The following is a 21,398-nucleotide window of genomic DNA, read 5'->3' on the forward strand; positions in this document are numbered from 1 at the left end:
TGCGGGGCACGATGCGACTCGTGCGGTGGTACACCAAGACGCGTGCCGGGCCTCGACTGCCGTCCCTGGCCCGGTTGCCGCGACGGCACTGGGCTGTGGCGCCGGCGGTCGCCAGACGCGGCTCGCTGGACCGAACGGTGCTGACGCTGCACACGCTGCAGTCTCCGGCGGCGTACGAGCAGTTGAGGACCAGGGGACGGCTCGTCGCTGACCCCTCGCTGGCCGAGCCGGAGTTCGTGGAGGCGTATGGCTGGATGCGTCGACAGATGGATGAGCGCATCGGACCTGGCACCGGGATCGTGTGGTTGTGGGCCGGGGTCGGCTATCGCGAGCTCGCTGCCCTGTGCCGAGGGTGTCGGGGGGAGGTGCTGCTCACGGTCCGGATGCATCGGCGCGACGTACTGCTCAGCGACTTCGGCGACTGGCACAGCGTCCTCAACCGCAGCCTCGCGATCCCGCCCTTGCCCCACGAGACGTGGGAGGCGTGGGAGGAGCGTTTCGAGCGCACCTACGAGGAGTGGTGGCGTCGGGTCCAGCCGCATGCGGACGCTCCGCTCTCGACCTGGCCGCCCCCGCTTCGCGCGGAGTTGGAGGCATCGTGGACGGCCGTCTTCGAGGTGTCGTCGGACGGCCGGGACGGCGCGGGGGGAGTGCAGGCGACGACCACCGTGGTGCGCGTGGAGGACGTCGTCCGGGCAACGCGGATCTGTTGACCCACCGGGCCCTTCTCACCTTCGTTGGCCACGCCGCTGGGAGTTCCGGTCGCCGTCGGCGGCCACTACTGTCTGTGTGGACCTCGTGGAAGGCGGGGGAGGCCTGAATGCGGATAGACCTTCATACCCATTCTCTGCACAGCGACGGCTCGGACGCGCCCCGGAGACTCGTCGAGCTGGCGGTCGACGCGGGCCTCGACGTCGTGGCGTTGACCGACCACGACACCGTCGCCGGATGGGAGGAGGCGCGCGCTGCCGGTGAGGAGCTCGGGATCCAGGTCATCCTCGGAGCCGAGTTCTCCACCTCGAACCAGGATCGCGGTCAGCACCTGCTGGGGTACGGGTTCGACCCGGATCATCGGGGGATCGCCGAGATCCTCCGCAGGGGCGCCTCGGCGCGGGCCGACCGCGCGGACGCTCTGTTCGAGAGGCTGAGCGACCTCGGCCTGGGTGTCGACCGCGAGTACGTCGTCTCACTCGCCGGCGGCATCCCGAGCCGCAAGCACGTGGCGGCCGGCATGGTGAGGGCGGGGCATGTCGCGTCGGATGACGAGGCATTCGCGCGCTATCTGAACGAAGGCGGCCCGGCGTACATCCCTCGCTATCGGCCGACGATCGAGGAGGCCATCCGAGCCATCGGGTCGGCAGGGGGTGTATCGGTCATCGCGCATCCGTGGGACACCCGCCGGGGCGAGGCCGTCACCGAGGCGAGGTTCGCCGCACTCGCGGCGTCGGGACTGGACGGGATCGAGGTGGACCACCAGCAGCACTCCGAGGAGGATCGTGCCGCTCTGCGGTCGATCGCCGCCGATCTGAGTCTCGCGGCCACCGGATCCAGCGACTATCACGGCACCCGGAAGACGAATCACGACCTCGGCTGCCATCTGACGGATCCGGAGGTGGCCGGGGCCCTGCTCGGACTCGACCTGACCTGACCGAGCCCTGTGGGCGAGAAATGGAGTCCAGCAGAACTGTCGGTGCCGCCCACTACGGTCGGTCTGACGGCTCCGGTTCGGGAGCCTGGGGGCCTTGGGGGGAGGCGCATGCCTGTCGAGCGGGGGCCGTCACCTGAGACTTGTGGATGCAGAGGAGACGAGAGATGACTGACGACAACCATGGCGGAACGCCCGCCGAACCTCACCGATCGGGAGTGACCGAGGACGCCGCCTGGGAGAAGTTCCGAGACGGCCTGGCCCTCTATCTCGGATTGATGGACGATCCCGACGACGAGGACCACCTGCGGATCGAGTTGCCCGACCCCGCCGCCGACTTTGAGGACGGCTGCCGCCCCTACGTGCAGTTCGCGACCTTCGGCGCGGGGCAGGGCATCCGCGCGGAGGTCTCCGGCAACGCATACCTGCTGCCCAACTACCGGCTCGGGGCGGCAGGCTGCGCCGCCTTGAGCGAGTTGGGTTGGTCCGGCAACGAGCAGCGGGGGGACCCTGACGACAAGAACTGGTCCATGGAGCGACCGATGAGTGACACCGACGAGGTCGCCGACAAGGTCGCGGTGGTGCTTCAGCACGTCTTCGGGATCGCGCACCCGCAGTTGCTCACCCACGACGCCTGGGGGCCTGCGTCGCCGAGTGCCGACGTACTGCTCGAGTTGTGCGCGACCGATCAGGTTCCGGCTGACTTGCCGACCACCGCTGCCTCGGCGGAGGCGTCGACGAGCGAGCTGATCGTCCTTCCCGCAGACCGGGACGAGCTGCTCAGCGCTGTCGCCGCTGTGTTGCGGGAGAAGTACGACGAGGAGGCGAGCGTCGACGACGACGGTGACTTCGTCCTGGACCAGAGCGGGCAGCTGGCCTGGGTTCGGGTGCGCACGGACCAGCCGGCGGTGGAGATCCTGGCGCGGATCGTGCACGACGTCCGCTCCCGGCGGGCGACCGCGGTCGAGCTGAGTCTGCTCAATCGCGACAACATCTGGGTGCACTGGACGCTGGTCGAACGGACGGTGTGGCAGGGCCTGGCGCTGCCCGGCCATCCCTTCGTGCCGCAGCATCTCGACGCCATGCTGGACCTGTTCTTCAAGGCGGCCGAGTCTCATCGAGACGACCTGGCCTATCGACTGGGCGCGAAGGTGCGCTGAGGTGGCGACGCTGACTCCTGCGCAGCTCGACCGAGCCTGTGGCGCGGTGCTCGGAACGGCGGTCGGAGATGCCCTGGGAGCGCCGTACGAGTTCGGCCTGGCGCGGGTCGGGCCGGAGGGGCCGCAGATGATCGGGGGCGGGCTCGGTGACTTCGCTCCGGGCGAGTGGACCGACGACACCTCGATGGCCTGGGCCATCCTGGACGTCGCCGCGTCCGGTGCGGACCTCCGGACGGAGGAGGCGCTCACCCGGACTGCACGGAACTTCCGCCAGTGGTACGAGTCCCACCCGCCCGACATCGGTAACCAGACCCGGGCAGTCCTGAACGCCGTGGGTGCCGAGCCGAGCAGTGCGACGATGACTGCCACGTCCTTCGACCTGCACGCGCGCACGGGGCACACCGGAGGAAACGGCTCGCTGATGCGGACTGCTCCGGTGGCGTTGGGCTACTTGGATGATCCCGCCGGTCTCGTCGAGGCGGCACGGAAGGTGAGTGTGCTGACCCACTACGACCCACGTGCTCAGGAGGCGTGCGTCATCTGGTCGTTGGCCATCCGGCACGCGATCCTGCACGGAGAGCTCGAGGTGCGCTCTGGGCTCGAAGTGCTGGACGCGGAGGCCGCCGCCTACTGGACTGCGCGGCTGGACGAGGCAGAGGCAGGCCCGCCGTCTCGGTTCCGCCCGAACGGCTGGGTGGTCACGGCGCTGCAGGCGGCGTGGGCGGCGATCGTGCACACGCCGATTCCGGGGGATGGGCCCGAGTGCCTCCATCTCCAGGAGGCGCTGGCAACGGCCATCGGCATCGGCGACGACACCGACACGGTCGCGGCGATCGCCGGCGGACTGGTCGGAGCGCGGTACGGCGCTTCCGCGATCCCGGCGAAGTGGCGGCGGCTGAGCCATGGGTACCCAGGGCTGCGGGGTGAGCAGCTCGTCGAGCTCGCGCATCTCGCGGCCAACGGTGGCCCCGGTGCGTACGGCTGGCCGTTGACGGACCACATCGACTACTCCGGCTACGTCTCGTCGCCGGTGCTGGTTGCTCATCCCCATGACGACGGGGTGTGGCTCGGCGACGTGTCGGCGCTGGATGACTTGCCGGAGCCCATCACCGCCGTGGTCAGCCTATGCCTGGTCGGACGCGACCAGGTTCCGCAGCGAGCGGAGAGTGTGGTGTACCGGTTGATCGATCAGCCAAGCCTGGCTCTGAACCCGAATCTGGACTTCGTCCTGGCTGACGCGGCTCAGACCGTCGCGGCGCTCCGGGCGGAGGGGCACGAGGTGCTCGTCCACTGTGTCGCCACACAGAGCAGGACGCCCGCGGTCGCGATCGCGTACTCGCTCCTGCGGGGAGTGGGTCTGGACGAGGCACGAGACGCAGTCCTGGGTGCGTTGCCCGAGGCGCGACCGAACCAGGGCTTTCTGGCGGCGCTTGGGCGGTTGTCGGATGATCTCCGATGAATTGCGTCAACCCGGCAGAATCTGCGGAACGTTGAGTGCTCCGCCCTGTTTGTGGCACGTTGGCCACATGCCTCGCAAGATTCTGGTGACCGGTCCAAGCGGTGCTATCCACTTGGTGGAAACCCCAGCGGACAACGAGTTTGAGCTCCAAAAATGCCTGCAAGACAACCCACAACTATTGCCCGGAGAGGACATGGGGCTAAGCGGGGAACTACTGGTGGTCGGCCGCGAGACACGGGTAGCGTCGGGCGCGATCGATCTGCTGTGCCTGTCGAGGTCGGGTGAGTTGGTGATTATCGAGTTCAAGACCGGTCCACAGAACACAGACTTCCGTCATGCACTGGCACAGGTCATCGACTACGGCTCCGACATATGGAAACTGGGTGACTGGACAACTTTCGACGAGGGCATCGTTCATCCGTACTTGAAAACCCAACATGATGCAGGGAAACTCATCGACTGCGACGATCTTGAGTCCGCTGCCTCGTCAGCCTGGGGGTTGACTCAGGACGAATGGGATTCGCTCACCGTGCGTCTTGACCAAGTCATCAATCGCGGCGACTTCCACTTCGTCGTCGCGGCGCAGAGGTTTATCGATTCAATGAAGGTGACCGCTAGCTACCTCAATGCAACTGCTCAGTCTGGGCGCTTCTACTTGGTGGAGGTCATTCGTCTCGACGGCGCTGGCGAGTTTGACGGCGCTGGACAGACCGCGTACGCGGCGCAGGTTGTCCATCGTCCCGACGGACGGGCGGGCTACAGTTCGAGCCCTGCGGGGAAGGCGTCGAAAGACGCCTTCCTAGCCGCAATATCGCTTCCCGCTTACCGGGAAGCGATGAGCGAACTCTTCGCGAGGGCCGTTTCGTTGGGGCTTAGCATGGAGTGGGGCGCGAAGGGTGCATCGATTCGTCTGAAATCGCCCGATCGCTCCGAACCCATTTCAGTAGGGTGGGTCTTCCTCGAGGGCGGACAGTACAAGTTCGCCAAGCACGTCACATTCGGTGTCGAGTCCACTTCGCTGGCGAACCATCCGACGATCGAGCCGGCCATCCGCGACTTCTGTCAGCAAGTTAAACAGGTCCCTGGCGCAGTGGTTGCTGGCGGCAAGTCGTACGCTGCCATCTTCGAGCCTGCGGAATTTGTGCAGGCGAAGGACAAATTGATCACGCTCCTTGACGAGCTCGCAAAAGCTACGACTGAGGGAGGTTGAATGCTGTTGATTGGATCCTCCGAGACGTGAGCCGAGGTTCACCGCGCAGGTCGGAGATGGTCTAACTCTCGCGCCGCGGAACGGCGATGTTGCTTGCAGAGATCCTCGCGGCTAGTCATTACCGAGGGCGGGGAGTTGTAGGCGGCCGGGTGGCGTTGGCGACTCCCAGACTTGCTCGTACACATCGGCGACCAGTGGCCAGACCAGCTCGATGCCGTCCACAGGGGAGTTGAGCGAATCCGCGAGGTTGCTGTAGACCACGAACTCGTGGGGGATGAGGCGTCCCGCGGTGTCTCTCCGGCCTAGTGGATCTTCGAAGCGCAGAGCGACGGCGTCAGCCTCTCGTCGCCAGGCACTAGGCCCATCAGTGACGGTCGCGAAGGCGCGCTCGTACGCAGGCAGCGGATCGGGAAGTCCCGCATCGAGGAGGAACCGGAAGCCCCAACTCCGACCGCGCGTGGCCCAGATGATGTCCGTGAGTTGGGGGTCCTCGGTTGTCACTTGGGGCTCCTGATGACCTTCTCGGCCGCCCCCTGCTCCAGATCCTGTTTGAACTGGGTCAGCGTGGCGCGAAGGTAGTCGTGTTGTGATCTAGCCTGCTGGTTCATCTCCTTCAACTTCGGCCCTGCAAGCTGAACCGCGGTAGCCATCATCGGCAGCGCCTTCGACGCAATGATGGCGGCCTTGCCTGACTTCGGGATGCGGGCAAGGAGCTTCTCTACCTTCGCGTACTTGCCGCCGACCAGGCCGGCGGCGATCAGTTCGGCGCCATCAGCCAAGGAGTCGAGCACGTTCAGGGGGACAGTCATCTTCCCCTGCCACAGGACGCGGCGTTCGAGTGGAAGCAGGGACGCAACCGGGAGTACGAGATCTACTCCCACTCGCTCACTGAGGTCGATCTGGACGGGATCCTGACTGCCGGACCCGAGTTCGAACTTGGCGGCCGACAGCAGGATGAAGTCCTCGCCGATGGCGAGCGCGTCGGGTGTCTCGATCAGCTCAGCGATGGTGAGGCGCAAACGCTCGACGTCCTCAAAGGCCTTGAGAAGAACGAGGTCACGGAAGGCGTCGACATCGATGTGAGGCAGGAGGTCGGCTTTGGATAATGCGAGGATCCATATGCGGGGGAACTCGACCAAGCGGCCACTTTCGGCAAGAAACTGATCCTTGAGTCGCAGGAGCCCCTGTCGGTAGTTGCCCAGCACAGACTTGAGGTACCGCTCCTCCTCACCGGGGTGGTCAACCAGCTTCTGTCCGTCGATCAAGAGGAGGGCAACATCCGAGCGGAGCAACGACCGGAACGTGTCGGTCCGACGGTTGAACTCCGCCTCGCTACTTGGATGCTGCTCGAACCACTCTCCCGGGTAGTCGTGCCAGGCAAGCCGCAGAACGTCGAAGGGCCGCTTCTTCGCGGACTGCTCGCCACCGCCTTTGAGCTTCACGGAGAAGTAATACGTGGTGTTGACGAAATGCGTCGTTGCTGGGGTCTGTGCCTCGTCGCGCATCCCCAGGTAGTTCCGGTACAGGCGGGCGCCTTGGCCAGCATCGTCGGCGACGAGATCCCACAAGTCGTTGCGATAGGAGCCGTCCTGGGTAGCTCCGAAGAAGGACGAGACCAGCACGGTCTTCCCGGATCCACTCTCGCCAAACACTGCTATGTGCTGCTCTCGGACCTTGGGGTACTTCGCCATGGCAGGGAAGGTAGCCGAGCTTTCCGAAGGGGTGAAGTCCTCTGCTTGCTGAATCCCGATCAGGGGTCCTGGAGCGCTTGACGGCGCACGGTTCGCATGCCAGTCTCATCTGTACGTACAAGTTGTACGTACAGAACTCCGAAGGTGACCCATGACCGATACGACCACCGAGCGCGAGATCGTCCCGCTCTACCAACTCATGAGCCGCGTCCCGGGCGGCCTGATGCTCATCCCGCTCGTGATCGGCTCGCTGCTGGGCACCTTCGCCACGGGCTTCTTGGAGATGGGCTCGTTCACCACGGCGCTGTTCCAGGAGAGCGCGCTTCCGCTGATCGCGCTGCTGATCTTCGCGACCGGCACCCAGGTGACGCTCAAGACCAGCGGCCCGGTGCTCGCGACCGCGGGCGTCGTCCTGGTCTGCAAGAGCATCATCCCCGCCACGATCGTGATCCTGATCGGGCAGGTGGTCGGCATCGACGGCATCCTCGGCATCTCGATCCTGGCGCTGCTGGTGGCGGTCGACAACAGCAACGGCGGCCTGTGGCTGGCGTTCACCGGGCGGTACGGCGACAAGCGAGACCGCGGCGCCTACATCGCCTCCGCCCTCAACGACGGGCCCTTCTTCTCCATGCTCTTCCTCGGTGCCTCGGGTCTGGCGGACATCCCGGCCACCGCGATGATCGCCGCCGTCATCCCGTTCATCCTCGGCATGGTCGTCGGCAACCTGGACCCGCAGTGGCGGGAGATCCTGCGCCCGACCCCGGCCATCGTGATCCCGTTCTTCGCCCTCGCGCTCGGCACCGGCATCGACCTCAAGGCGATCGTCGCGGGCGGCATCGGCGGCGCTGTCATGGGCGTGGTGGTCGCCCCGATCACCGGCCTGTTCGTCTACCTCGGCTACAAGCTCATCCTGCGTCGCGGCTATCGCTCCGGCATCGGCTTCGCCGCCGGCACCACGGCGGGCAACGCGATCGCGACGCCGGCCATCGTCGGGCTGGCGGATCCGCGGTTCGAGCCGTACGTCGAGACCGCGACCGCGCAGGTCGCCGCCTCGGTGTTGGTCACCGCGATCCTCGCCCCGCTCATCGCCTCCGCCGTACTCAAGCGGGAGGGCGGCCTGCTCACCGAGGAGGAGATCGAGCGGATCGACGAGCTGGACCTCGGGATGACGGAACCGAAGCTGTGAAGGTGCTGGTGCTGGCCGACGACCTGACCGGGGCGGGGGACACCGTCGTGGCGTTCGCCCGGTCGGGCTGGTCGGCCCTGCTCTCCCTCAGCGGCGGCTGGGTCGAGCTGCCCAGCGAGGACGCGGTGGCGCTCACTCTGGACACCCGCAACGATCCGCGCGCGGCGGAGGTGACCGCGCGTGCCGTCGCCGACCTCGGCGGGGACCGGATCTATCTGAAGATCGACTCCACCGTGCGTGGCCGGGTCGCCGAGCAGGTGCGCGGCGCGCTGACCGGGCGGCGACGTACCCGACCCGGTTCCTTCGCGGTCGTGTGTCCCGCCTACCCGGCGATGGGCCGCACCGTGGTGGACGGCATCGTGAGCGTGGACGGGAGGCCCGTGCACCAGGGGCCGGCCGGTCACGACCCGGTCACTCCGGTCGCCACCTCCGATCTGCGCGAGCTGATCCCGGGCGGCGCGATCGCCGCGACCACGGACGCGGCGGCCATCCGGGAAGCGGCCCGGGAGCACGACGTGGTCCTGGTCGACGCCCGCGAACAGCGCGACCTCGACCGGCTGGCGCTCGCGGTCGCCGAGATCGGCCCGGACGCGATCCCCGTCGGCTCCGCCGGCCTCGCCACCGCACTCGCCCGGGTGTGGGGCGGGCGCGAGACCGCGGCGGCCGAGCCGGCCGCCGTACCGCACCGAGGCCGGGCCCTGGTCGTCGTCTCCTCCCTGCACGAGACGGCGCGGGCGCAGGTCGCCCGGCTGCGGGAGCGGGTGGCCGCGGACCGGCTGCCCGTGGACCTGCTGGTGACGCCGGAGGAGCGGGACGCCGACGCGGGAGTACGCCGAGCCCGCGAGCTCGCCGTCGAGGCGGCGGCCGCCCTCGGGACTCGGGAGCACGACCTGCTCGTGCTCGTCGGCGGCGACGGCGCCGCGCAGACCCTGCTGGCGCTCGGCGCGACCGGGGTGCGGGTGAGCGACGCGCTCGTCGAGGGCTTGCCCGTCGGCACCATCGTCGGCGGTCCGTACGCCGGCCTCGCGGTCGCCACCAAGGCCGGTGGCTTCGGCAACGACCAGACTCTGACGCAGATCATCGACGCCGCCGGCGTCGGGAAGGAACCCACCCATGAGTGACCACCACCTGCCCGTCCTCGGGATCACCCTCGGCGACGTCGCCGGGATCGGCCCGGAGATCACCCTCCGCACGCTGCTGGAGCACCCCGACCTGCGGGAGGAGTGCGTGCCGGTTGTCCTCGGGGACGCCGGTGCGCTGCGCCGGGCCGCCGCCTCTGTCGGCGCCGACCCGGACGTGATCGTCACCATCGACGACCCGCGGGACGCGACCAACGATCCCGGTCGGGTCGAGGTGGTCCAGGTGGGGGAGCCGATGCCGGAGGTGCCGGTGGGCGAGCTGAGCGCGGTGGCCGGCGACGGCTCCTACCGCTTCGTGGTCGCGGCGTGCGACCTGGCGAAGCAGGGGGCGATCGACGGGATCGTGACCGCGCCGCTGAACAAGGCGGCGATGCACGCTGGCGGTCATCAATACCCCGGCCACACCGAGCTGCTCGCCGAGCAGTTCGGGGTGAAGAACTTCTCCCTGGTGCTCTCCGCGGGTGACCTCTACTTCTTCCACCTCACCACGCACGTGTCGCTGCGGCAGGCGATCGAGGGGATCACGAAGGAGCGGACGACCGACGTGCTCGACCTCGCGCACGCGTTCGCGGTCGCGCTGGGCCGGCCGGACACGCCGATCGCCGTGGCGGGGCTGAACCCGCACGCGGGGGAGAACCGGCTGTTCGGCGACGAGGACGCCGACGTGCTCGAGCCGGCGATCGAGGCCGCCCGCGAGCGCGGCATCGACGCCCGCGGTCCGCTGCCCGCCGACGCGCTGATCCCGCAGGCGGTGCGCGGGAAGTGGGAGCTGGTGGTCGTCTGCTACCACGACCAGGGGCATGCGCCGTTCAAGGCGGTCTATGGCGACGACGGGGTCAACATCACCGTCGGGCTGCCGGTGGTGCGGGTGTCGGTGGACCACGGCACCGCGTTCGACATCGCCGGCGAAGGGGTCGCGCGGGAGGGCAGCCTGGTGCTGGCGACCCGGCGGGCCGCCGCGTTGGCGCCGGGGTGGGACGCGGTGTGGCGTACGGCGAGCCGGGCCGACGGCTGAGCGGCTCGCGGCGCCGTAGGCTGAGCCTCGTGAGCGATTCCCGGGTGCCGCTGCATGCGCGCGTCGAGCAGGCGCTGCGGGAGCGGCTGACCAGCCGTGAGCTGCGGCCGGGGGATCTGCTGCCGAGCGAGGCGGCGCTCCAGGCCGAGTTCGACGTCTCCCGGTCGGTGGTCCGCCAGGCCCTGGCGACCCTGGAGTCCGACGGGCTGATCCGCAAGGTGCGCGGCAAGGGGTCGGTGGTCGCCGAGCACGGTGAGGTGCATCGCGACGTGCTGCGCTCCGGGCTGACCCTGCACCACGGCGAGGGCGAGGTGAGCACGCGAGTGTCGTCCTACGATGTCGTGCCGCGCCCGGACCACCTGACCTCGATCCCCGGCGAGCGGGTGCTGCGGCTCGGCCGGGTGCGCTCGGTCGGGGGAGTGGTGCTGAGCTTCATCCGGACCTGGCTGCCCGCTGACGTCGCCTCGGCCGTCTCCGCCGACGACCTGGTGGACGCGTCGCTGCATGCCCTGCTGTCCGCGCGACTGGACCGGGTGGTCACGGGCGGGCAGTCGCAGGTGCGCGCCGTGCAGGCGACCGACTGGCTGGCCGAGGTGCTCGGCGTCGCGCCGGGTTCGCCCCTGCTGTTGCTGGAGGGGCGCAGCCTGGACGCGGACGGCGTCGTGTTGGAGGAGTTCTCCACCTGGCACCGCGGCGACCTGGCCGCCTTCGACATCGACGCCATGCCGCCCTCGGCCTCGCAGGGTGAGGACCCCCGGCTCGACCGGCTGACGCGGACGGCGCGCGACCTGCTGGCCGAGTTGGAGGGGATGCGGTGATCCCGCTCCACTCCGGGTCAGCGCGGTCACGACTGCGTCCTTCGCGCTGATGCCGGCGTGGATCGCGTCGCCCGCGGGCGCCGGACTCGCCGTACCGAACGGTAGGCACGCCTCCCGCGCTGCTACCGATCAGTACGCACCGTCTGCGTGAGATTTCGCTGTCAACTGTTCGGTACGACGTCAGGGGGGTCGCGCCACGCCAGTCGACCGGTCCCGGCGCCCGAGTTCGCACTTGTGCGTCACGACGCGGCCGGGTGCAGCTCGAAGCGGAGGCCGAGCGCGTTGGTGACCTTCAAGATGGTCGACCAGGTCGGGTTTCCGTCGAGCGGGCGATGATTCCGAGCGCGTGGGCACCGCGCTGATGGCCTTCCCTCCTTGTCATTCTCCTCCGCCCGGGGGGTTGCGTGTTCGCTTCTCCCGAAGTGGATCAGCGTGGCGAGAGCTCAAGGGCGATGGGGCGGTGCGAGCAGATCACGATGCCAGGCAGTTGCGCGAGGAGCGCGCAAACGAACGACGAGCGCTTCACGTTGAGGCCTTCGGAGGCGAGCAGTTCTCGATTGGTGAGGCTGCCGCGCTCGTGAAGCCGTCGCCAGGCCACGTCCACCATCCATGCTGGGACCAGCTGTGGGGCGTCGCCCCTCGATCGGCTGCGATCCGTCTCCACGCCAATGCCGATCGGACGCAGATACGCGATGCGGTTGGGTGCACCGGATGAGATTGTTGGGATGATCGACCCGGCCGGGCAGTGCTTCTCGAGATGAGCGAGCAGGTCGGGGTTGAACTCGCTGGATCGCATGGGCGAAGTCTGCCTCCGCTTGGGGCCGGCGGCCACATGGTGAGGTGACGCGGCGGGTCACGGAGGCAGGCCCAGCAGTTCTGTTGTTCGGCATACGCCCCGACATGACTCATGGCACAGTTGCGGAATGCAGCGGCTTCGCACCCTCGGTCCTGAGGTTCCCCCCGGACCGTAGAGGCATCGACAATGAGGATCGAGATGCCACAGAAGCGGAAGAAGTACGACCGGGAGTTCCGTGAGGGAGCTGTCCGGATCGTCGAAGAGACCGGGAAGCCGATCGCTCAGGTCGCGCGCAACCTCGGCGTGGTCGAGGGCACGTTGGGCAACTGGGTCAAGCAGGCCCGGGAAGCACGCGAGGGCCGCGACGGAATGTCGAAGGACGACCACGAGGAGCTCAAGCGGCTGCGTGCTGAGAACGCCGAGCTCCGGATGGAGCGTGATGTCCTCAAGCGATCCGTGGTCCTGTGGGTGAAGGAGGCGACGAAGTGAGCGTGGCACGCTTCATCGCCGACCAGAGGACGATCTACCGGGTGCCGCACACGATGACCTGCCTGCTGCTGGGGGTGTCCCTGGCGTGGTTCTACAAGTGGCGCGACCGGTCGCTCGGCCCGGGCGCCTCGAGCGGCCTGTTCACCGCTATGGACCGTCGCCGCTACACCATCGACCGGGCCGTGAAGGTGATGTTCACCAAGAAGCGGGGCCTGCACGGCTCCCCGCGGTTGCACGCTGACCTGCTCGATGATGGGTGGGAGGTCAGCGAGAAGACCGTCGCGGACTCGATGCGCCGCCAGGGGCTGGTCGCCGGCGGATCAAGCGGAGGAACGGTCTGACACGCCAGGACAAGACCGCACCGAAGTTCGCCGACCTGCTGCGCCGTGACTTCACCGCGCAGCGGCCTAACGCCCGCTGGGTTGGCGACATGACTGAGATCCCCACGGCCAGCGGGAAGCTGTACCTGGCCACCGTGATCGACCTGTACTCGCGTCGTCTGCTCGGCGCCGCGACCAGCCTGCACCCCGACGCCGAGCTGGCGTGCGCGGCGATCAAGATGGCCGTGGCGGCTCGCGGTGGCGTCGATGCGGTCAACCAGCCGGGTTGGCGCACCGAGGAGACCAAGCGGGTCATCTTCCACACCGACCGGGGCTCGACCTACACCGCGACCTCGTTCACCAAGCTGTGCCGCGACATGGGCATCCGGCAGTCGATGGGCCGGGTCGGGTCGTGCTTCGACAACGCCGCCGCTGAGGCGTTCTTCAGCAGCCTGGAGTGGGAGGTTCTCTCACGCCACGAGTTCGAGCACACCCGCCAGGCCCAGGCTGTCGTGCTGGACTGGTGCTACGGGTTCTACAACCACGAACGCCGGCACAGCTCGGCAGGCATGATGAGCCCGGTCAGCTACGAGAACACCGCGGCCCCCGACCGGGAAGCCGCATAAGGAAGCCCTCCACGATTCGGGGGGAACCACAGTCCTATCGTGGCGTCCCTGATGATCGGGCTCGTCAATATGAGCTCTGCTGCCGCTGTAGACACCACAGCTGAGCACGTCGTCACTTCATACGACGAGAGTGGAGACGTGCGCCTCTACGGTCGTCACCTGCTCACGACGTCGGAGAAGAAGTCCGTCGACCTTCGACGAGTCACCGTCCAGCGTGTGGGAGACAAGGCGCGGGTCATCATCCGGTTGCGCGATGTGATCCGGGTTCGCAAGTTCGACCAGATGCTCTTCGTGAGCCTCGTCGAGCGCAAGGATGTGCCGGGTGGTCAGTGGCGAACCGACGCCGGCTTCACGACCAAGGGTCGCGATAGCTACGTCACGTACTCGTCGGTGGACGGCGACAGGTTTGAGAGCTGCAATCTGGATGTCCACGTGCGACCGCGCAAAAGTTTGGTCAGCGCGACCGTTCCGTGGCGCTGTACCGCCGAGGGGCCGGTCAAGGTGTCGGTTGAGTCCTTGACCGGGACCTTCAGATCCGATGCCACGGTCTTCTCCCGCGACCGTCACTCCATCAGCGGGCGGCATGCGATCCTGCCCTGATTGACGGCCGAAGCGCTGCCGTCATTGGAGGCGTGTGCCAGTCCGTAAGCTGGTCGCGCGGCCGGAGGAAGGGGAGCGGGTGGATGGCGCGATCGGCATCGGGGGAGTCCGTCCTGGAGCGCGTCGTACGCATCCTGGACGCCTTCGGTCCGGACAGCCCGGCGCTGCAGATCTCGCAGATCGCCTCCCGCGCACAACTCCCGCTCTCGACGACCTCGCGGCTGGTCGACAAGTTGGTCCGGCAGGGGCTGCTGCGCCGGGACGGCCAGCGCAGGATCCGGGTCGGCGTCCGACTTTGGGAACTTGGCCAGCGGGCCTCGCCGCCCAGCTGTTCGGGTGGTTCCGCGCGCTTACTCATCTGATCCACCGCTCAAGGCACCACTCCAGCCGCTGGTCGCGCAAGCGATCGGGATTCGACTGAAGCTTCTTTAGAGCGTGGGGAAGGGCTTGCTGCAACTTGCCCGAGCCCTGATATCCAATTGCGTCCAGGAGCGCGAGTGCCCTCGGTGGAATGCAGTGACGAAGCGGAGCCAGCCTGGGTTGGGGACCGACCAGGTTCAGCGCCACGCCGATGGCTCGATCGTCGCCGCCTTGCAGGCTGCGGAGGTACTCGGCGTTGAGGGCGCTGCCAGCCGTCATGCCTGGCTCTGTGGACAACCATGCTGAGACCTGACGGCCCTGGCCAACATGGAATGCGAGCCCCTGGTCTCGGAGGGGCGAGTGCAGGTCGTCCACCTTCATCGCCTGGAGCAGTTGGTCACGTTGATCGCAGTCGCCGTACTTGTAGGCAGCGACTGCCCAACCGGAGGCGCCTCGTTCAACTAGCTTGGGGTTAGACGCGTCTTTTAGGCGGTTGACCTCCTGTAGGCATTGAGCGGCGATCCAAGTCCAAAGGCCTGGGTCATTGGGAACTGGCGCCACTGAAACTGTCTCGGCGGTCAAGATCGATAGATCGGGATACAGAGCGCCCTGGTCGAGACTCACGGAGAGCAGTTCAGTCACGGTTGCGCGATCGAGCGGCCACGATCTCACGTATTCAAGGATGTGTGCCGCGGAGCCAGGGTAGGCGTCCAAGTCTTCGCGCCAATAGCACCACCAGTCCTTCACGCCAGCGCGCCGATGGATCGTGTAGAAGCGCCGCATGACGCGGTCCCACCGGCGCGGTCGAGGATCGACTTGGCGGAACTCCGCGGAGAGGCGTGCGATGGCATCCGAGTCCGTCTGTGACACCTGGACCTCGGCTGGCTTGCCCTTCTCCAGGGCTCGAAAGATCGCCTCGAATCGCTCAAGATCAGCGTTCGTTTGAACCAGGTGCTCATCGAGAAAGGCTTCCAGCGCGACGACGCGGGTCTTCGCAGCATTGGGATAGAGCCCCAAGGCTTCGAGAGATCGCTGAAGACGGGCGACGGTTTGCTGACCCTCGGCGATTGAGCCGACCCCGATCATGATGTCGTCCATGAACCTCGTGTAACGCCCAGTTTCGCCTTCGGACACGAACTCTTGATCGACGTGGAGCAGGAGGCTATGGGCGATCTCGCGCGAAGCTCCAACGACCTCCTGTGGCAAACCGAGCATCGACGTTTCTGAATAGTCAGTCCGCGGCATGACCCCGTCGATGAGCTGGATGCACAGCCTGACAACCTCCTTGCTCAGTCTGGTCGCGGAATGGAGGTGCTCACGGATCGCGTCGAGGCGTATCGAAGGGTAGAAGTTCGCGATGTCAGATTCGACAATGAAGGTGACGTCGTCGTCAGCGACCCACTCGGAAATCTTGCCTTCGCGCTGCAGCCAATACGCGAACCAGTCGAAGCTGTCGACACCCACAGGCTCGAGCGCCTGCACTCCACCTTCGGTGCCGCCCTTGCTCGACCGAAGGAATGCAACGTACTCGCGAGCACCCTTGGTGAGGTCGTCGCGAACGAGCCAAGTGATGGCGCGATAGACAAGAGCATCACGCACTGTGAGGTATGCGAGCGGCCGGGAGAGGCCGACAGTCTTCGCAGCGCGAACGATCTCGGCCTTCTCGGCGACGTAAGCGCCCGCTGTCAGATCGCGGGAAAGGTGTTGAATGAAGACTTCGAGGCCCCACTCGTAACCCACGTATGCAATCGGATCTGGCGCAAGGTTGCCGTCTCTGAAGGTAAGGGTGCGGAGAACCTTTCGGACCTCCTTCTTCCAGATAGTCCGCAGGTGGGCCACGTCGGCCACGTCGTCGATGGTGATGTCCTGCGGGGCCACGTTCTGCGCCTCCCCCAGGGGGGTGGCCGTTGAGGGCTCGTGATTCGCATCGGCACAGTCGGGGGCCAACGCTAGGCTCCCGGTCGCTCAGATTGTGACGATGGCGAGCGTTGCGATGAGTCCGCGAGTGTCGCTGGTCGACGTGCTAGTCCACTGCACGCGAGCAGGCATCGGTTACAGGCCGGATCGTCGCCGGGCTCGAAGCCCTCGCCGAGTTGCCGGCGAAGGTCGTCGAGTGTGCAGAAGAGCGAGGTGATGCGAGCATCGGGGTTCGGGGGGTTGTAGACGCTGCGGACTTCCTGGACCTGCATGGTGACGACGATGACGATCAACCGTGCGCTGTAGCGCTCGCTTGGGACGTGCCCACACTGCTCGCGGGCACCGCACACCCGACACCACTCGAGCGTCCCGATGCCGCCTTCGACGATGTTGGTGTCACCGGCCCATACGACAGTTCCAGTACGGTCGCCGGCTGGCCAAGCCTCAGCGGGCAGTTGCTCGATCCGTCCCTTCGTGAGTAGGAAGGCGTCGCCCGGCATCAGCCCAGTTAGATCCGAGCCGTTGGCTTTGGCGGTGTTGCCGTTTGGGAGCTCAAGCGGAATGGCTCCGTCGACGTTGGTGAGCACTCGGAACAACTGGCCCTCGTTGATCTCAGGCACTTTGCCCCCGAACTCGCCCAGGAGGACAGCGGTCATGTCAATTCTCGCGCGCTTGAGTCGCCACCTGGCTGGGCGACAAGTGTTCGAGTATAACCCGATACGTTGCCCGAGGATCGGCGACACTTCCGGTCATGCGACATCCTCGGGGACGGCGGTCTGCTTGATGCGGTGGAGGGTTTCGACAATGGCGTCGACGTCTGCGTCCGGGAACATGTGGTCCGGCCCCGTGGGGGCGTGGTCGGTGTAGGGGGACTCGAAGAGCCGCGTCGGCTCCATGACGCCGTTCTTCGTCAACTCGTCGATGATCAGGTTCACGAAACGGACCTGATCGGAGGTGAACCGAGTGCCGTCCAGATAGTTCTCGAAGGCTTCGGTGGCCGCGGCGCGGTCGAGTCCGACGAGACTGCGGACGAAGATGCCGAGGCCCCCACCCTGCTCGGTCGCCCAGGCGATATCGACCTGCTGGCCACCCGAGGCGACCAGCATCTGCTCCAATTCGGTGAGGTCGTCTGCGGTGAGCTGCTTGTTGCGGTGCAGGCGCTGGAGGGCGATGTTGTCCAAGTGTTCGCGCAGATACGCCTCGGCCTTGGCGCGGAAGCGGTCGAAGTTGGTGCCGGGCGTGACGCGGGGGAGGACGACCTCGACTCCTTCCCCGACGGTGTCTTCGAAGTCGGTGTAGACCGGGTTGCGGGTGGTCTTCTCGATGAAGCGGGCGAGTCCACGGAGGCGCAGTCGGGCGAGCTCGAGCATCGGCAGCGTGACATCGATCCACCACTCGTCACTGGCCACCGACTCGAGCAGCACGGCCTGTTCGGCAACGCTCGGGATCGTGGTCTTACTGAGGAGCGCCGCGGCGATGTGCTGCACGGTCTCGCGCAGCCGTTCGGCCAGAGCCGCGTCACCCTCGAGTTGGGCGAGTTGACGGCGAAGGATCAGCAGGTCGAACCGCTTGGCGTCCTCGTCGTCGTCGCGGACCGAGGAGGGCAATCCGGCCAGCGCCAGCAGCGCCCCGGACTCTTCCGGTCCGAGGTTGTTCCACGCGTCAGCGGACGCATACTGCTCGACGGCCCTCCGGTGGCGCCGAACGACGAAGTTGTCGAGGTTCATACCCGCCACGACCTCGTGCAGCGTCTTCACCGTCGACGACCGAAGGTCGGGTTCATCATCGCCGAGCGCGAAGACGAGTCCGACCCGCGCCTCAAAGAGGCGCTGGGAGAGTGACTTCTGGATCTGACCCGGGGAGCCGGGCAGGTCCTGGCTGAAGTATTCGAGGTTGCCGCAGAAGTCGAAGACGAGAAAGTCCTCCTTGTCCTCGCCGGGGCCGAACAGATCGGGACACAGGCGGGTGCCGCGGCCGATCATCTGCCAGAACTTCGACTTCGACCGCACCATCTTGAAGAACACGAGGTTCACGACCTCGGGGACGTCGATGCCGGTGTCGAGCATGTCGACGCTGATCGCGATGTGCGGCGCCTTGTCCTTGATCGAGAAGTCGTCGATCAGGGACTGGGCGTACGGCGTGCCGTGGGTGATCACCCGGGCGAAGTGGCCGGCGAGCTCGGGGTAGGCGAGGTTGAACCGCTTCTCGATGAACTCGGCGTGCTTCTGGTTCTTGGCGAAGATGATCGTCTTGCCGAGCCGGTCGCCGCCCGCGACCGTGTAGCCCTGCGTCATCAGGGTCTCAAGGACCTTGTCGACGGTGTCCTCGTTGAACAGGAACCGGTTCAGCTCCTCGGCGCCGACCTCGTGGGGCGGGCCGTCCTCACCCCAGTCCAGTGCGTCCCACTGGTCTTTCTCCTCCTCGGTGAGATCGTCGTACTTGATGCCTGAGCGGAGGAACTGGGTGCCGACGCTGATGCCCTTCGGCGGCACGAGGTAGCCGGCGTCGACGGCTTCGTCGAGCGAGTAGTTGTCGGTGGGGACACCGTCCTCGAGGTGGAACAGCCGGTAGGTGTTGTGGTCGACCTCGTCCTTCGGGGTCGCGGTGAGGCCGACGAGCTGCGCGTCGAAGTAGTCGAAGATCGCACCGTACTTGGCATAGACGGAACGGTGGGCCTCGTCGATGACGATCAGGTCGAAGTAGCCGGGGCCGAAGCGACGCCGGCCGCCGTCGACCTCATTGATCAGGTTCATCATCGTCGGGTACGTCGACACGTAGACGCGTCCCTCGACGGCCTTCTCCGTCACGAGGTTCACCGTGGTCGAGCCGGGAAGGTGCTCCTTGAACGCGTTGGCGGCCTGGTTGACCAGCGCGGTGCGGTCGGCGAGGAAGAGCACCCGCTTGATCCAGTTCGTCTTCTGCAAGAGGTCGACGAGCGCGATGGTGGTGCGGGTCTTGCCCGACCCGGTCGCCATCACCAGCAGCGCCTCGCGTTGCTTGCGGTCGAACGCGTCACTGACCGCCTTGATCGCCCGGACCTGGTAGGGCCGACCGGCGATGTCGGTGTTCACCGGCGCGCTCGACAGCGGCAGCTTCGTTCGACGGCGCTGAATGAGCAGCTCCAGCTCTTCGCGGGTGTAGAAGCCCTGTGTCTCGCGGGGTGGGTAGCCGCCGGCGTCGTCCCAGATCCGATGCTCGTAGCCGTTGGTGTAGAAGATCACCGGCCGCCGGCCGAACTGCCTCCCCAGGCAGTCGGCGTAGAGCTTGGCCTGCTGCTGACCGACTTCAGGGGACTTCGACGTGCGCTTGGCCTCCACCACGGCCAGGGGCAGGCCGTCGGCGCCCCACAGCACGTAGTCGACGTAGCCCTTGCCGCCACCGGTGGTTGAGCCTGTCGAAACCGGCATGCCGGTGACCTCGTATTCGCGGTCACGCTCGTCTGTCAGCTCCCACCCGGCTTCGTTCAGCAGTACGTCGATGAACAGGTCGCGAGCGGCGCCCTCGTCGTAGTCGCGGGTGTCCGGCGCGGTTGCGGCCTGGGCCGCTGCAATGTGCTTCTTCAGCTCGGCGATCTCGGCCTCGTGCTGGGCCAGTCGGTCGTCCTTCTCCGCGAGCGCGCGAGCGTGGGCCTCATCCTGCTCCCGGAACTTCGCAGCCAGCCGAACTACCTCGTCGCGCGACAGCGGTGCGGCTTTGGCGGCCAGTGCGGGGTCGAACCGTGCCTGCAGCGGCACTACGTCGGGGGAGGGCGAGTGGTGGTACGACGTCCACACGACGACGTGGAACAACTCGCGCAGCACCGCGAGCGAGACGTCGGGGCGGATCTGCCTGTTCTCGTGCACCGCGGTGTTGGCGATCCGACGAATGGCGGTGAGCTTCTGCGTGATGCCCTGCGGCACCTTCGCCTTGAAGGCCGGGTCACCGATCTTGGCGGCGAGGTCGTTGCGGTAGGGGATACGCAGGGACAGGACGTCGTAGAGGTAGCCGACCAACTCCTCGACTACCCGGCGGCTGTAGAAGCACGCCGAGCGAGGATCCGACGACAGGTACGACTCGGCCCGGACGCAGTCGTCATGTAGCGACGGCAGCGTCTGGCGGACGAAGTCGAAGTTGCTCATCCGTCGTGCCCTGGCAGTCCCGGCAGGACGATGTCGACGAGGTAGTTGCGCAGCGCCGGCACGTCCTGGGTGGCGGTACGCCAGACGCGCCGCGGGTCGAGGTCGTCGTACTGGTGTGCGGCGAAGTTGCGCATCCCGACGATCGACCGCCAAGGCTGTCCGGCGAACTGCTCCAGCACGTTGGCGGGGATGCGGTTGGTGCCCTCGCCGATCCGGATCAGGCCCATCTCCACGGCCCACTGAGAGCGGGTGTCGTTCACGAACACGTCCTGTCCAACCCTGGTGAGCTCGGCGACCGTGTCGCACACGGCAATCACCCGCTGTGCCGCGTCGCGGGCCTTGCGGCCATCGTCGGTCTCGTCCCTCACACTGCGACCGCTTCCCGCAGGAGTCGGTCGCGCATCTCGCCGTGCAAGGAGTCGTCCGCGATCACGTCCACCTCAACCTGGAGAAGGTCGCGCAGCGCGAGGCGCAGCCCGACCTCGTCCAGCAAGGTTGCTTCATCGGTGAAGTCGACGAGCACGTCGACGTCCGAGCCGTGATGGTCCTCGCCGCGGGCGACCGACCCCACGAGCCGCGGCCGGGTCGCGCGGAACTGCGCGACCAGGGCCCTGATGTCCTCGCGATGGTGCTCGACGCGGACCGACGGTCGACCGGCCAGCGCCCGGGCGATCCGGTCGAGCACCTCGGGGCTAGGGGTGCGCCGACCGTTTTCGTACGCCGACAGGTTCGGCTGGGAGACGTGCGCCGCGCGCGCCAACTCCGACTGGCTCATGCCAGCCGCGAGGCGTTCTGCGCGGATGTTCACCAACTCAGGGTAGCGAAGTGTTATCGAGGGCGATATGGATT

22 protein-coding genes are annotated in these 21,398 nt (G+C 66.9%); 14 read left to right on the forward strand and 8 right to left on the reverse strand.

All coding sequences use genetic code 11. From position 1 onward, the window contains the following. The first annotated feature begins 137 nt into the window (after positions 1 to 137). From K8W59_RS06615 to K8W59_RS06635, 5 genes are all read left to right on the forward strand, one after another. A complete protein-coding gene (locus tag K8W59_RS06615; RefSeq protein WP_223398554.1) occupies positions 138 to 713 on the forward strand; it encodes a DUF3841 domain-containing protein in 576 nt (191 codons plus the stop codon). A gap of 107 nt (positions 714 to 820) precedes the next feature. After that, positions 821 to 1,648, forward strand: a complete 828-nt coding sequence (locus K8W59_RS06620; protein ID WP_223398565.1) for a PHP domain-containing protein — start codon at positions 821 to 823, stop codon at positions 1,646 to 1,648. A 215-nt stretch (positions 1,649 to 1,863) separates the two neighbouring features. Continuing rightward, a complete protein-coding gene (locus K8W59_RS06625; protein WP_223398567.1) occupies positions 1,864 to 2,805 on the forward strand; it encodes a T3SS (YopN, CesT) and YbjN peptide-binding chaperone 1 in 942 nt (313 codons plus the stop codon). A gap of 1 nt (position 2,806) precedes the next feature. Continuing rightward, entirely contained in the window at positions 2,807 to 4,264 is a 1,458-nt protein-coding gene (locus K8W59_RS06630; RefSeq protein WP_223398578.1) for an ADP-ribosylglycohydrolase family protein, read from the forward strand. 67 nt (positions 4,265 to 4,331) lie between these two features. Then, the gene (locus K8W59_RS06635) at positions 4,332 to 5,474 is read left to right on the forward strand and encodes a PDDEXK family nuclease (RefSeq protein ID WP_223398581.1); all 1,143 of its coding nucleotides are present in this window, start codon (positions 4,332 to 4,334) and stop codon (positions 5,472 to 5,474) included. A 111-nt stretch (positions 5,475 to 5,585) separates the two neighbouring features. Here the strand turns inward: K8W59_RS06635 and K8W59_RS06640 are convergent, their stop codons facing one another. Both K8W59_RS06640 and K8W59_RS06645 read right to left on the reverse strand, forming a co-directional pair. Then, positions 5,586 to 5,975: a hypothetical protein gene (locus K8W59_RS06640; RefSeq protein ID WP_223398583.1), complete on the reverse strand. Its 390-nt coding sequence runs from the start codon at positions 5,973 to 5,975 to the stop codon at positions 5,586 to 5,588. After that, complete coding sequence (locus K8W59_RS06645; RefSeq protein ID WP_223398585.1) at positions 5,972 to 7,165, reverse strand: TRAFAC clade GTPase domain-containing protein; 1,194 nt, start codon at positions 7,163 to 7,165, stop codon at positions 5,972 to 5,974. The genes K8W59_RS06640 and K8W59_RS06645 overlap by 4 nt, the downstream gene beginning before the upstream one ends. A gap of 151 nt (positions 7,166 to 7,316) precedes the next feature. Between K8W59_RS06645 and K8W59_RS06650 the strand changes: the two genes are divergently transcribed. Genes K8W59_RS06650 through K8W59_RS06665 form a run of 4 tightly spaced genes read left to right on the forward strand, consistent with a single transcriptional unit; the run spans position 7,317 to position 11,323 of the window. Continuing rightward, positions 7,317 to 8,351 carry a 2-keto-3-deoxygluconate permease gene (locus K8W59_RS06650; RefSeq protein ID WP_223398587.1) on the forward strand — a complete coding sequence of 345 codons (1,035 nt, stop codon included), beginning with the start codon at positions 7,317 to 7,319 and terminating at the stop codon, positions 8,349 to 8,351. Next, the gene (locus K8W59_RS06655) at positions 8,348 to 9,472 is read left to right on the forward strand and encodes a four-carbon acid sugar kinase family protein (protein ID WP_223398589.1); all 1,125 of its coding nucleotides are present in this window, start codon (positions 8,348 to 8,350) and stop codon (positions 9,470 to 9,472) included. The genes K8W59_RS06650 and K8W59_RS06655 overlap by 4 nt, the downstream gene beginning before the upstream one ends. Continuing rightward, positions 9,465 to 10,505: a 4-hydroxythreonine-4-phosphate dehydrogenase PdxA gene (pdxA, locus tag K8W59_RS06660; protein ID WP_223398598.1), complete on the forward strand. Its 1,041-nt coding sequence runs from the start codon at positions 9,465 to 9,467 to the stop codon at positions 10,503 to 10,505. Before K8W59_RS06655 ends, pdxA begins: the two co-directional genes overlap by 8 nt. Positions 10,506 to 10,534: 29 nt before the next feature. After that, complete coding sequence (locus tag K8W59_RS06665) at positions 10,535 to 11,323, forward strand: GntR family transcriptional regulator (protein WP_223398600.1); 789 nt, start codon at positions 10,535 to 10,537, stop codon at positions 11,321 to 11,323. 427 nt (positions 11,324 to 11,750) lie between these two features. On the opposite strand, the gene K8W59_RS06670 is transcribed toward K8W59_RS06665, so the two are convergent. Continuing rightward, positions 11,751 to 12,119, reverse strand: a complete 369-nt coding sequence (locus K8W59_RS06670) for a hypothetical protein (protein ID WP_223398602.1) — start codon at positions 12,117 to 12,119, stop codon at positions 11,751 to 11,753. A 186-nt stretch (positions 12,120 to 12,305) separates the two neighbouring features. On the opposite strand from K8W59_RS06670, the gene K8W59_RS06675 reads away from it, so the two are divergent. The 5 genes from K8W59_RS06675 to K8W59_RS06695 all read left to right on the forward strand — a co-directional run bounded on the left by K8W59_RS06675 (position 12,306) and on the right by K8W59_RS06695 (position 14,516). After that, positions 12,306 to 12,608: a transposase gene (locus K8W59_RS06675; RefSeq protein ID WP_223396339.1), complete on the forward strand. Its 303-nt coding sequence runs from the start codon at positions 12,306 to 12,308 to the stop codon at positions 12,606 to 12,608. Further along, a complete protein-coding gene (locus K8W59_RS06680) occupies positions 12,605 to 12,949 on the forward strand; it encodes an IS3 family transposase (RefSeq protein WP_223398604.1) in 345 nt (114 codons plus the stop codon). Before K8W59_RS06675 ends, K8W59_RS06680 begins: the two co-directional genes overlap by 4 nt. After that, entirely contained in the window at positions 12,865 to 13,554 is a 690-nt protein-coding gene (locus K8W59_RS06685) for an IS3 family transposase (protein WP_223398606.1), read from the forward strand. Before K8W59_RS06680 ends, K8W59_RS06685 begins: the two co-directional genes overlap by 85 nt. Before the next feature lie 39 nt (positions 13,555 to 13,593). Then, complete coding sequence (locus K8W59_RS06690; RefSeq protein WP_223398609.1) at positions 13,594 to 14,154, forward strand: hypothetical protein; 561 nt, start codon at positions 13,594 to 13,596, stop codon at positions 14,152 to 14,154. 83 nt (positions 14,155 to 14,237) lie between these two features. Then, the gene (locus tag K8W59_RS06695) at positions 14,238 to 14,516 is read left to right on the forward strand and encodes a helix-turn-helix domain-containing protein (protein WP_223398613.1); all 279 of its coding nucleotides are present in this window, start codon (positions 14,238 to 14,240) and stop codon (positions 14,514 to 14,516) included. Here K8W59_RS06695 and K8W59_RS06700 read toward each other — a convergent pair. The 5 genes from K8W59_RS06700 to K8W59_RS06720 form a co-directional block, all read right to left on the reverse strand. Then, a complete protein-coding gene (locus tag K8W59_RS06700; protein WP_223398615.1) occupies positions 14,509 to 16,392 on the reverse strand; it encodes an RNA-directed DNA polymerase in 1,884 nt (627 codons plus the stop codon). The two genes, K8W59_RS06695 and K8W59_RS06700, sit on opposite strands and share 8 nt — an antisense overlap. A 71-nt stretch (positions 16,393 to 16,463) precedes the next feature. Next, the gene (locus tag K8W59_RS06705) at positions 16,464 to 17,087 is read right to left on the reverse strand and encodes a hypothetical protein (RefSeq protein WP_223398618.1); all 624 of its coding nucleotides are present in this window, start codon (positions 17,085 to 17,087) and stop codon (positions 16,464 to 16,466) included. A 93-nt stretch (positions 17,088 to 17,180) separates the two neighbouring features. Next, entirely contained in the window at positions 17,181 to 20,549 is a 3,369-nt protein-coding gene (locus K8W59_RS06710; RefSeq protein ID WP_223398628.1) for a DEAD/DEAH box helicase family protein, read from the reverse strand. Continuing rightward, complete coding sequence (locus K8W59_RS06715; RefSeq protein ID WP_223398630.1) at positions 20,546 to 20,917, reverse strand: HepT-like ribonuclease domain-containing protein; 372 nt, start codon at positions 20,915 to 20,917, stop codon at positions 20,546 to 20,548. Before K8W59_RS06715 ends, K8W59_RS06710 begins: the two co-directional genes overlap by 4 nt. Then, positions 20,914 to 21,357 carry a helix-turn-helix domain-containing protein gene (locus K8W59_RS06720; protein WP_223398639.1) on the reverse strand — a complete coding sequence of 148 codons (444 nt, stop codon included), beginning with the start codon at positions 21,355 to 21,357 and terminating at the stop codon, positions 20,914 to 20,916. Before K8W59_RS06720 ends, K8W59_RS06715 begins: the two co-directional genes overlap by 4 nt. Between the last annotated feature and the right edge of the window lie 41 nt (positions 21,358 to 21,398).

Source organism: Nocardioides rotundus (assembly GCF_019931675.1).
GTDB lineage: Bacteria > Actinomycetota > Actinomycetes > Propionibacteriales > Nocardioidaceae > Nocardioides > Nocardioides rotundus.

Excerpts from the sequence above, each read along its gene's own strand:
- K8W59_RS06710 (WP_223398628.1), bottom strand. The coding sequence starts at position 20,549 with ATGAGCAACTTCGACTTCGTCCGCCAGACGCTGCCGTCGCTACATGAC.
- K8W59_RS06675 (WP_223396339.1), top strand. The coding sequence starts at position 12,306 with ATGAGGATCGAGATGCCACAGAAGCGGAAGAAGTACGACCGGGAGTTC.
- K8W59_RS06695 (WP_223398613.1), top strand. The coding sequence starts at position 14,238 with ATGGCGCGATCGGCATCGGGGGAGTCCGTCCTGGAGCGCGTCGTACGC.
- K8W59_RS06635 (WP_223398581.1), top strand. The coding sequence starts at position 4,332 with ATGCCTCGCAAGATTCTGGTGACCGGTCCAAGCGGTGCTATCCACTTG.
- K8W59_RS06705 (WP_223398618.1), bottom strand. The coding sequence starts at position 17,087 with ATGACCGCTGTCCTCCTGGGCGAGTTCGGGGGCAAAGTGCCTGAGATC.
- K8W59_RS06650 (WP_223398587.1), top strand. The coding sequence starts at position 7,317 with ATGACCGATACGACCACCGAGCGCGAGATCGTCCCGCTCTACCAACTC.
- K8W59_RS06645 (WP_223398585.1), bottom strand. The coding sequence starts at position 7,165 with ATGGCGAAGTACCCCAAGGTCCGAGAGCAGCACATAGCAGTGTTTGGC.
- pdxA (WP_223398598.1), top strand. The coding sequence starts at position 9,465 with ATGAGTGACCACCACCTGCCCGTCCTCGGGATCACCCTCGGCGACGTC.
- K8W59_RS06620 (WP_223398565.1), top strand. The coding sequence starts at position 821 with ATGCGGATAGACCTTCATACCCATTCTCTGCACAGCGACGGCTCGGAC.
- K8W59_RS06670 (WP_223398602.1), bottom strand. The coding sequence starts at position 12,119 with ATGCGATCCAGCGAGTTCAACCCCGACCTGCTCGCTCATCTCGAGAAG.